Consider the following 9,798-nt stretch of genomic DNA (forward strand, 5'->3'; position numbering starts at 1 on the left):
CATGATGCCACATATCAATCAAATAACCAACGTAGGTCAACAAAAATGGTTGGAACAGACACTGAACATAAATTGTTAGAGAAATGGTAAGCGTACTGATGATCATCATCCCCCATCACAAAAATTTCTACGTAGGGTTCATCATGATTAGTGAGCTATTGTTTCATGGCCTCTTTAAACACTTGATTCCAATCTTGTTTCATATCGACAAATAGCCAACCTTGCTCTTCACCTACTTTAAACGATTTATCTAACTTACCAACATGAGAATCTTTATCATACGCCCATTCGCGCTTGTCATCCGTGTGATGGATAATCGCAGAAAATCTTGGACCTGAACCTGCTTTCGTCCACTCTAACATCTGTAAATCACCATCAGAATTACCAAACGCCATTACCGGACGTTTGCCAATGAAGTTTTGGATCGTCACAGGCTTTACTGCTTTGTCATTGACAAAGTCTATTTCCGGCATACGTTGGATGGTAGGTTTTCCATCAACACTTTGATATTCCGCCTTTAACGTCGTTCCCACGATGTTTTGCGTTGGAATGCCGTATACTTCCGGCGCCCAAACGCGCATAAATTCAATTCCGCCTCCAGAAACGATGTAGGTCTGATAGTCGTTCGCTCTTAAATAGTCGAGCAGTTCGAGCATAGGTTGATAGACCATTTCAGTGTATGGTCTACCCGTTGTTGGATGGACAGCCGTTTTCAACCATTCCTTAACTTCTTGATGAAACTGTTCAGTAGACATTCCAGAATGGGTTGCCATAACAAGCTTCATTACACCTTCGAGTCCTTGTTTACCAATCCCCTCCATGTCACCTTTTAATGCGGAAGCAAAGGGTTCGGTTGTCTTCCAATCAGGATGCTCAGAGGCCATTTCTTTTACTCTATCGATCGCAAAAAACAACTGTAGATAAACAGGCTTTTCTGCCCAAAGTGTTCCATCATTATCAAACGTCGCGATTCGTTGGCTTTCAGGAACATAGGAATCCGAACCTTGGGTCGTTGTTTTCGTAACAAACGCCATAATAGCTTGCTTAGCGTCAGTGTTGTTCCATGACGGAAGTGGATCTTGCATATCAGCAGCAACAGCGTAACTAGACAGAGCAAAACCTGTTGCTAAGACAATCGTCTTTAACTTTATAGCCATCTTAATTCCTTATATTGAGGTGCTAGGTGCGAATCCAATCAAAAGTATAGTTCAATTGAAACAGGCGCATATTGAACTGACATATCCAACGGCCACCAGAAAGTGACAATGTCACCAATCTAGTCCACTATTTTATTAAAATAGAAACATGGAATTTAACGATTAGAGTTTAAATTCATTGGCTTCAACTGATGTAGAGGCACTTTTACGTCCCTTTTTCTGATTGAGCTCTTCAATAACATAGTCGGGAGCGACCTTCGTTAGCTCTGTTAAACAGTCATCCGTTTTAGGGTTGCCGTATCTAACATAGATGTCACACACGGCATACAATTGTTCTGGAGCACCGGATATCAAATACGCTTGCTCAAAAGCGTTGACAGACTTCTTCAAGTCTAACTCTTCTTGCAGAACACCACTTAAATACCAAAAGTAACTGTTCGTCTTTGCCATCGTCGCAGCTTTGTCTATTTCAAACGCCGCTTCTTTCTTTTTGTCTAATCTAACCAAAGCGAGAGATTTAGAATAATGCAGCGAGGCATCTTCTGAATTTAGCTTGATACCCTCGTCAAGCACGTTGATAGCTTTTTGGTCTAGCTGTTGCGCTCGGAAGTTGTCTGCGTAGCTTAACCAAACTTGAGGGTTGTTTGGCTCAAGCTTAGTTAACTCTGGGTATATCAGCGCCGCTTTATCCCAATCACGATGCCAACGGTAAACGTCTGCAAGTAATAACTTGGAAACATTATCGTTCTTACTGGACAAGTGTGCTGTCAGCTCTGAAACAGGCCCCTCAAGTGACTGCTGTTGCTCCGAACTCAAATTGGCGTAATCTCGAACGAGGTTAATCGCTGCTGTAATTCGCACCATGGCGGCGTCATCACTCAATAATGGTGAAATCAAACGCCAACGGTGCTCAATCATATATGGCTGTGCTCCCACGATCGCAGCTTCGCGAATACCTGCATCTTCATCCTGCAACCCACGCGCAACTGCAACCAATGCATTTTGGCTTGGATAGTTGGCTAACTCACGTAAAGCATCAATACGTTTTTCTGAAGACAACTTTTTATTTTGCGCATCATAAGACAGCTTTTCGACTCGTTGCGCCGGTGTCATTTGAGCTTCTTGTGGAGTGACAACCGTTGTCGGCGATACCTGGTCTGGGTCTAGCAATGTTGTTTCTTGTGCCACTGCTGTTTGACTCGCAGCAATGCCGATCGAGATCACGAGTAATGATTTAGAGAGCAGCTTAATTTTTTGCATTCAATAACCTATATTCTTTCATTTCCGGGCCTGTAGCAGGCGTAGTGACTACCTTAAAACTTCGCTTCAAACACAGACTGTGTTTGAGTAGCTTGCTGGCGTAGAATCTGGTCACTGTATTTACCGTGAACCACTGGGTTACCTGTCGCTCGTAAGATGTACGCCATCGACTGATCAACATGGGTAAAAAACTTCTTCCAACCCGCGCAGAGATAATTAAGACCAGGCTCACCTTGCCTAGTACGGATAAAACGGTTTTTGGGACATTCTCCAAAACATGCAAATTGATAATCACATTGAAGGCACTGTTGGGGCAGCGTACGACTTTTAGCAAACCCAAATTTCTGCTGCTCAGAGCTATAAGCGAGCGTATCGAGCTTTTCGTGATGAATGTTTCCAACCTTATATTCTGGGTACACGTAATGATCACACGCAAACACATCACCATTAGGCTCCATTGCTAAGCCCTTCCCGCAGATTTCACCTAACGTACACAGTGGGTTTTTTCTGCCCATCCAGGTTTCGATACTGGCTTCAAAGTACTGCACAAACACGTTGCCGATATCGTGTAAAACCCATTCATTGAAAATCGCGATCAGAAAATTTCCCCATGCTTCATCCGCAACGCAAAAAGGCTCAATAACGGCATCTTTATGACCTGGGATCAACCGTTTATCTCCTTGCTTTAGTTGCTCGTTTGGCTCCCAAGTTTGAGGGGCGGTTGTTCTGAATGTTTTCTGCTCAACTATTGGAATAAACTGCATTTGAGGGGAGCGTACTTCATCTCGCAAGAATCGGTACACTTCAAGTGGGTTACGGCTGGTCAAGTTGTTAACACAAGTGAGCGTAGCAAACTTTACTTCGTGCTTATGTAATAATTCAACCGCATTCATAACTTGCCGGAATGTGCCTCTACCAGCTCGGTTTGTTCGGTAAGCGTTGTGCATCATTTCTGGGCCATCAATGCTTAAACCGACGAGAAAGTTGTTCGCCTTTAAAAACTCACACCATTCATCGTTAAGCAGTGTGCCATTAGTCTGGAGATCATTGGAGATCGTAATGCCATCGGGACGGTATTTATTCTGTAGATCAACAATTGTCTTGAAATAATCCAAACCTAGCATTGTCGGCTCACCACCCTGCCAAGAGAAAATGATTTCAGGTGTATTCTGTCCCGCTATATATTGACGGATATAGGTCTCTAGCGTCTCCTCATCCATGACTGGTGAGCAGCCTGGCTTGTACTCAAGTAAATCTTGTTTGCTTAGGTAATAACAATAGGTGCAATCGATATTGCACACTGCACCGATAGGTTTCGCCATGACATGTAATCGCTTGGATGCTTTTCCATTGAACTGCGGACCTTGAGTTATGTGCATTCATCACCTTCTTAGTTGCTAGCCTGTGCCCAACGGCGTTAAGACTAATCATTAAGTTAATCGCCTAGTGTGATGATAATGTTCAATTATTCGTGGCGCTTGTTATAGTGTGTATAACTGTTTTTCATAGACTTGCCTGATAAAATTCTTTGATCATAAATGTTGATGGAGCTCCCCTATGAAGCATTCCAAAAGTAATACTCTTTACCTTGGTGCCGCTATTTCGATTTCGCTAATTATGACTGGATGTGCAACAACACAACCTAACCCTCTTGCTCAAAAAATCGATCAAGATATGGTTCTTATTGAAGGCGGACAATTTACGATGGGCTCGGATAATCCATCAGCAAATAAATCCGAGCGCCCGGCCCGCACCGTTCGCGTGGAAGATTTCTATTTGGCAAAATTTGAGGTAACCCAAGAGTTATTCGAATCGGTTACAGGATCTTCTCTGAGCTATTTTAGAAACCCAAATACGCCCGTAAATAACATTAGCTGGCAACAAGCCAATTATTTTATAAAGAAATTGAATGAAAAAACGGGAGAGCACTATCGTTTACCCACCGAAGCAGAATGGGAGTTTGCTGCGAAAGGGGGGAATCTAAGTCAAGGATTCACTTACGCGGGGTCTGATGATATTAACGACGTTGCCTGGTATGCCAGTAACTCAAACAATAAAGCACACAAGGTAGGTCAGAAAAAACCGAATGAGCTTGGCTTATACGATATGACGGGTAATGTTGGTGAGTTTGTTATTGATGCCTTTGATGAAGGCTATTACAAATCGGCACCAAGTGATAATCCGGTAAACGCAAAAGATGAAAAAGAAAGCCTTGCACACAAGTCTGTACGAGGTGGTAGCTTTGCCTATGATGCTGACGAATCCGAAAACTATCGTCGCGATTTTGCTAGCCAGTCAGTCATCATGTCCGACATGGGGCTGAGATTAGCGAAAGACGCTGATTAAACTAAGTAAGAAAAAAAGTGGAGCGATAAAAGCTCCACTTTTGGTAATTAGCTCCTATTGACCCCAACAATAGAGGCTTTAAGCTGATCAATAGCTTGTTTAGGTGCATAGTGACTAAGCTCTTGTATGCACCTATCGAAAGCAAAAGCGACAGCACCTTTTTTATGATTTCTCGCTAGAACCTCGCATTGAGCAAACAAGTGTTGTGGATTGCCACCAACTTCAAATGCTGTATGCAACGCTTTACTGGCTTCTAGAACATCGCTTTTTTCTAAAGCTAGACCGTACACGTACCAATAATGCGCATTAGTTTCACCAACTTTTGCGGCGCGTCTAAGTAGCTTTTTCGCATCATCAGCTTTGCCTTGACGCAACAAAGAAAGACCTGCGCTGTATGGTAACGTGCTGGATTTAGGTTGAGCTTTCATCCCTTGTTGTAGCACCGTGAGCGCAGCTTCTTCTTTACCTAGGTGACGATACAAATCTGCTAGGTTAACGTAGCTATTTTCGAAATAGGGTTCGATGCTGATCGCTTGTTTATACAGCTCGGCCGCTTTGTCGATTTCACCTAAGCTGCGGTACACATTCGCCAAATTGGTTCTTCCGAAACCACGATCGGCATTAAACTCTTGAATTTCCATGTACTCTTCTAAAGGTGATTTAATGATATCTTTTTGTAAAGGGGTCATTTGTGCGTAGTTCGCTACCAGCACCGAGGCAGCTTCCGCTCTCACTGAAAGCACCGGGTCACCAAGCAATGGCTCTAGAATCCGCCACCGATCATGAAATTCATAACCAGACGAGCCTGAAATTGCCCCTAATCGAACCATTTCATTCTCATTCTTAACGGCCCTAGCCAAAGATACTGTTGTATTTTGGTCAGTGTTGCCCCCCATTCTCTCCAGGGCTGAGGCGCGAATAATGTCTTTTAAAGACGAATCCTGAGCAGAGTATGCCAACGCATTTGCTGCTCCTTGATGACCAATTGAATCCGCATAAAATGCGACAGCAAAATGTTGCTGATTACGATACTTCGAATTCGGGTACCATTCTGCTATCTGTTCATCGGCCCATTGATTGCTTTTATCTTCATGGCATGACATGCAAACATTGGGCGTTCCAATATGTTTGCTCAAATCCGGTCGTGGAATATGCCAACTGTGGTCTCTACGAGGATCGACTTGCATGTAAGTCGTTTCTGGCATGTGACAGGTCGTACATTGCGATGCTTCAGATCCAGCCTTATGAAAGGTATGCTTTTCAGGTGTATATTCATATGCAATATGGCATTGCGAACATACTGCCTCTTCTGGGATCGTTAATTCTGCCGTGTGTGGATCATGGCAATTAGTGCACGTGACCCCCTTCTCCGCCATTTCAGATTGAAGAAACGAACCATAAACATAATCTTCGTCGTAAATCTGTCCATCATGATAGTAGAGTTCAGGTGTTATAAGACTTAAGCGATATTTATCAAAAAAGGAACCTTTAACATGATCACCTGTTTCATTTAACTGGGTTCGGCGACTATGGCATTGAGCGCATGTTTGCACTTGATTGGTTGCTTCAATTGATTTCGGCTGTAACGTACTATGGCCTTCCTCAAACACCCAATCCGACACTGCTTTAGACAAATTTCGATCAAAGCCATAATGGCTGTCATGCTCAAAAGAAGTGCCAGCATTTTTGTATTTCTTGGCCAGTTCTATGTGCTGACTAGCGGGACCATGGCATGCTTCGCATCCCACATTAATCTCTGACCATGAGCTGTTGTAAGTGTTTTTGTCAGCGTCGTAATTCTTCTTTAGGTTCGTTGAATGGCAATCAGCACACATGAAGTTCCAATTTTGCCCGGTATTGGTCCAATAGAATTCATCCGTTGTTGTCGTTTCTGGATAAAGATGAAACCAACGCTGTCCCCCTTCAACTTTAGCTCTTGTGTCCCAAGCAAAAGGAATAAGCTGCACGCGGCCATCTTCAAACTCGACCATGTACTGCTGTAATGGTTCCCAGCCAAATGTATAGCTGATCTTATAGTCATGCCATTGCCCGTCAGAGCCTTGAATGTTGACCCAATATTCGCCGCCTTTTTTAAAAAAACGATTAGGCATTCCTTTGTGTGTTACAACATGGTTATCAAAATTACCACGCACAGAGGTTGTACTTGCATGCTTCATGGCCATATCGTGATGTGACCCTTTCCAGGCCGCTACCTCGTTTTGGTGGCAACCTATACAAGCTTGTGTGCCAGCATATTCCGGATTTAAGCCTGAAGGAATATTTGGTTTCTCTATTAATAACTCTTGAGAAAAAGCCATAAAACTGACAACAACGTTGACCAGCAATAAAATGCGAAACCGGCCTGCCCACTGACTCATAGATATCCTTATATTTATAATGTACAACCTAAATCAATATAGACACTAAATCACTGGTTATACAAATAATTACAAGCAATACATAACGACTTTAGTATTGCTTTAGGACCGTAAAACAAGCGAGCATCCTATTGTTTTTCATTTCCATCCCCTCTTCTACTACGCAATAAAAATAAGGCTCTTCAGTGATCTAAATCTACTTTACGAATCTCTACAAACTAACAGGACAACCCTATTTCTTCTTAATTAACAAATGGTTACTACCTAGCAATAACTTATGGTTATATCGAGTATAAGAGGATTTTTCTATATACATCATTAACTTATGCAGCAACTAAGCATAAGGCTCACTTGTGCTTATCTTTACTCTCAACAATCTGGAGTTTTTATGGCAAATCAATTGAGCAAAATCGCTGTAGGCGCAGGACTGTTAGCGGCGTCCAGTGCTGCTATGGCAGCCGACAAACCGAATATTCTGGCAATTTTTGGTGACGATATCGGCTACTGGAATATCAGCGCATACAACCAAGGTATGATGAGTTACAAAACGCCAAACATCGACCGTATCGCGAATGAAGGTGCGTTGTTCACAGATCACTACGGACAACAGTCTTGTACTGCTGGTCGCGCTGCCTTTATTACGGGTGAAGAGCCATTTCGTACGGGTTTGTTAACAATTGGTATGCCAGGATCTGACCACGGCATACCTGATTGGGCGCCAACCATTGCAGACCTGTTAAAAGAACAAGGTTACATGACGGGTCAATTTGGTAAAAACCACTTAGGTGACCAAGATAAGCACTTACCGACAAAACACGGCTTTGACGAATTCTTCGGTAACTTATATCACCTAAACGCAGAAGAAGAGCCTGAAACTTATTACTACCCTAAAGACCCAGAGTTTCGTAAAAACTATGGCCCTCGTGGTGTCATTAAGTCTTATGCCGACGGTAAGATTGAAGACACTGGCCCGATGACACGAAAACGTATGGAGCACGCAGATGAAGAGTTCCTAGAGAGCTCTTTGGCATTTATGGAAAAAGCAGTTAAGGCGGATAAACCCTTCTTTATTTGGCATAACGCCACTCGTATGCACGTTTGGACTCGCTTGCAGGAAAAATACCAAGGTAAATCAGGCGTAAGCATTTATGCCGATGGTATGCTGGAACACGATGATCATGTAGGTGTTTTACTCGACAAGCTGGATGAGCTAGGTGTTGCAGACAACACTATCGTTATCTACTCAACGGACAACGGCGCAGAAACCATGACTTGGCCAGATGGTGGCGCAACACCATTCCATGGTGAAAAAGGTACAACTTGGGAAGGCGGTATGCGTGTTCCTCAACTGGTTCGTTGGCCAGGCGTAATTAAGCCAGGAACCAAGATCAATGAAATGATGGCACACCAAGACTGGTTGCCTACATTATTGGCAGCTGCTGGCGTACCTGATGTAAAAGAAAAACTGGCAGAAGGCTACAAAGCAAATGGCAAAGAATGGCGTGTGCATTTAGATGGTTACAACTTCATGCCATACTTTGAAGGTAAGGAAGAAAAAGGCCCTCGTGAGTCGCTGCTTTACTTTACGTCTAATGGTGAATTAAACGCTGTCCGCTGGAATGACTGGAAACTTCACTTTGCAACGCTTGAAGGGAACCTAAGTAACGCAGTTCGTTTTGCTCCGAACTGGCCTAAAATCATCCACCTACGCGCTGACCCATTCGAAAAAGGCCCAAGCGAATCACAAATGTACTTGCGTTGGATGGCTGACAACATGTGGCTATTTGTACCTGTACAAGACGTTGTGGGAGAGTTCTTTAAAACACTTCCAGAATACCCAATGCAACGTGGCACAGCGATGAACCCTGCTTCACTAAACTACGACTCTCTAAAAATGCAAGAGAAGCTGCAACAACTAGACAAAGTTGAACAAGAAATCAGCAAGTTTAAGTAAACTAAGTTAACGTTAGTTAATCAGTAACATAAGCTAGCAGAGCATTCTGCTGGCTTATGTGTATCGCCACATAGGAACTTACTTAAATCGCCTGTTTAGCCTATACAAAGTGGGCATTGTGAGTACAAACTGAAAAACAAAAAAGGAGAGCTAACCTGCTCTCCTTTGTATTTTAACCGTGGATAAACTAAGCCACATTAACCGATTTAGCTAAACTGCTACTTTGGAAAAACTCATCATGCAATGCGCAAATCGCGTGCTGGTATTCCTTATCACCGACAACAAATTGAACATTTACATTTCTCAATGATGAGTGCAGTGCAACTGGCGTAACGCCATTATTCATCAATGCAAGCACACCTTTCGCCAACGTCTTGTTGGTATCAATTTGAGAACCGATGGCTGAGATAAGCGCGACCATACGACCTTTAATCGAGGCATTCGGATAACGTTTCTCGGCTTTATACAATACTTTGTTTAAGCTATCAGTACTGCCACCTAGATAGTAAGTAATAGAGTTAGCGTTCATCTCTTTACCAACCAAACTTACACGAGCATCGGAGATGATTTCCATCAATTCGTAACTAACGTTATCGGCTTTTCCTACCATTGCTTGGTCAAACAAATGCAGTGCAAATACTTTTTCTTTACCTGCGATGATCTCGACTTTGTCTTCTTCTGGGCGGTAGCTTGAAGAGATCAA

General features: G+C 43.0%; 6 protein-coding genes and 1 pseudogene. 2 read left to right on the forward strand and 5 right to left on the reverse strand.

The features are described from left to right. Positions 1 to 155: 155 nt before the first annotated feature. The 3 genes from IQR33_RS26220 to IQR33_RS26230 all read right to left on the reverse strand — a co-directional run bounded on the left by IQR33_RS26220 (position 156) and on the right by IQR33_RS26230 (position 3,796). Entirely contained in the window at positions 156 to 1,157 is a 1,002-nt protein-coding gene (locus tag IQR33_RS26220) for an HAD family hydrolase (RefSeq protein ID WP_193837402.1), read from the reverse strand. A gap of 162 nt (positions 1,158 to 1,319) precedes the next feature. Next, the gene (locus IQR33_RS26225) at positions 1,320 to 2,417 is read right to left on the reverse strand and encodes a hypothetical protein (protein WP_132936628.1); all 1,098 of its coding nucleotides are present in this window, start codon (positions 2,415 to 2,417) and stop codon (positions 1,320 to 1,322) included. A gap of 53 nt (positions 2,418 to 2,470) precedes the next feature. Further along, positions 2,471 to 3,796 carry an anaerobic sulfatase maturase gene (locus IQR33_RS26230; RefSeq protein WP_193837403.1) on the reverse strand — a complete coding sequence of 442 codons (1,326 nt, stop codon included), beginning with the start codon at positions 3,794 to 3,796 and terminating at the stop codon, positions 2,471 to 2,473. 238 nt (positions 3,797 to 4,034) lie between these two features. On the opposite strand from IQR33_RS26230, the gene IQR33_RS26235 reads away from it, so the two are divergent. After that, positions 4,035 to 4,763, forward strand: a complete 729-nt coding sequence (locus IQR33_RS26235) for a formylglycine-generating enzyme family protein (protein ID WP_416222587.1) — start codon at positions 4,035 to 4,037, stop codon at positions 4,761 to 4,763. 47 nt (positions 4,764 to 4,810) lie between these two features. Here the strand turns inward: IQR33_RS26235 and IQR33_RS26240 are convergent, their stop codons facing one another. After that, positions 4,811 to 7,141 carry a tetratricopeptide repeat protein gene (locus tag IQR33_RS26240; protein ID WP_193837405.1) on the reverse strand — a complete coding sequence of 777 codons (2,331 nt, stop codon included), beginning with the start codon at positions 7,139 to 7,141 and terminating at the stop codon, positions 4,811 to 4,813. A 388-nt stretch (positions 7,142 to 7,529) separates the two neighbouring features. Between IQR33_RS26240 and IQR33_RS26245 the strand changes: the two genes are divergently transcribed. After that, positions 7,530 to 9,095, forward strand: a complete 1,566-nt coding sequence (locus IQR33_RS26245; RefSeq protein ID WP_005377767.1) for an arylsulfatase — start codon at positions 7,530 to 7,532, stop codon at positions 9,093 to 9,095. A gap of 187 nt (positions 9,096 to 9,282) precedes the next feature. Here IQR33_RS26245 and IQR33_RS26250 read toward each other — a convergent pair. After that, positions 9,283 to 9,798 (reverse strand): annotated as a pseudogene (locus tag IQR33_RS26250) (aspartate kinase); the annotation flags it as partial.

It is taken from the genome of Vibrio sp. OPT46 (assembly GCF_015163535.1).
Classification (GTDB): Bacteria; Pseudomonadota; Gammaproteobacteria; order Enterobacterales; family Vibrionaceae; genus Vibrio; species Vibrio alginolyticus.

Coding starts and splice junctions, on each gene's coding strand:
- IQR33_RS26225 (WP_132936628.1), bottom strand. CDS start 2,417: ATGCAAAAAATTAAGCTGCTCTCTAAATCATTACTCGTGATCTCGATC.
- IQR33_RS26240 (WP_193837405.1), bottom strand. CDS start 7,141: ATGAGTCAGTGGGCAGGCCGGTTTCGCATTTTATTGCTGGTCAACGTT.
- IQR33_RS26220 (WP_193837402.1), bottom strand. CDS start 1,157: ATGGCTATAAAGTTAAAGACGATTGTCTTAGCAACAGGTTTTGCTCTG.
- IQR33_RS26245 (WP_005377767.1), top strand. CDS start 7,530: ATGGCAAATCAATTGAGCAAAATCGCTGTAGGCGCAGGACTGTTAGCG.
- IQR33_RS26235 (WP_416222587.1), top strand. CDS start 4,035: ATGACTGGATGTGCAACAACACAACCTAACCCTCTTGCTCAAAAAATC.
- IQR33_RS26230 (WP_193837403.1), bottom strand. CDS start 3,796: ATGCACATAACTCAAGGTCCGCAGTTCAATGGAAAAGCATCCAAGCGA.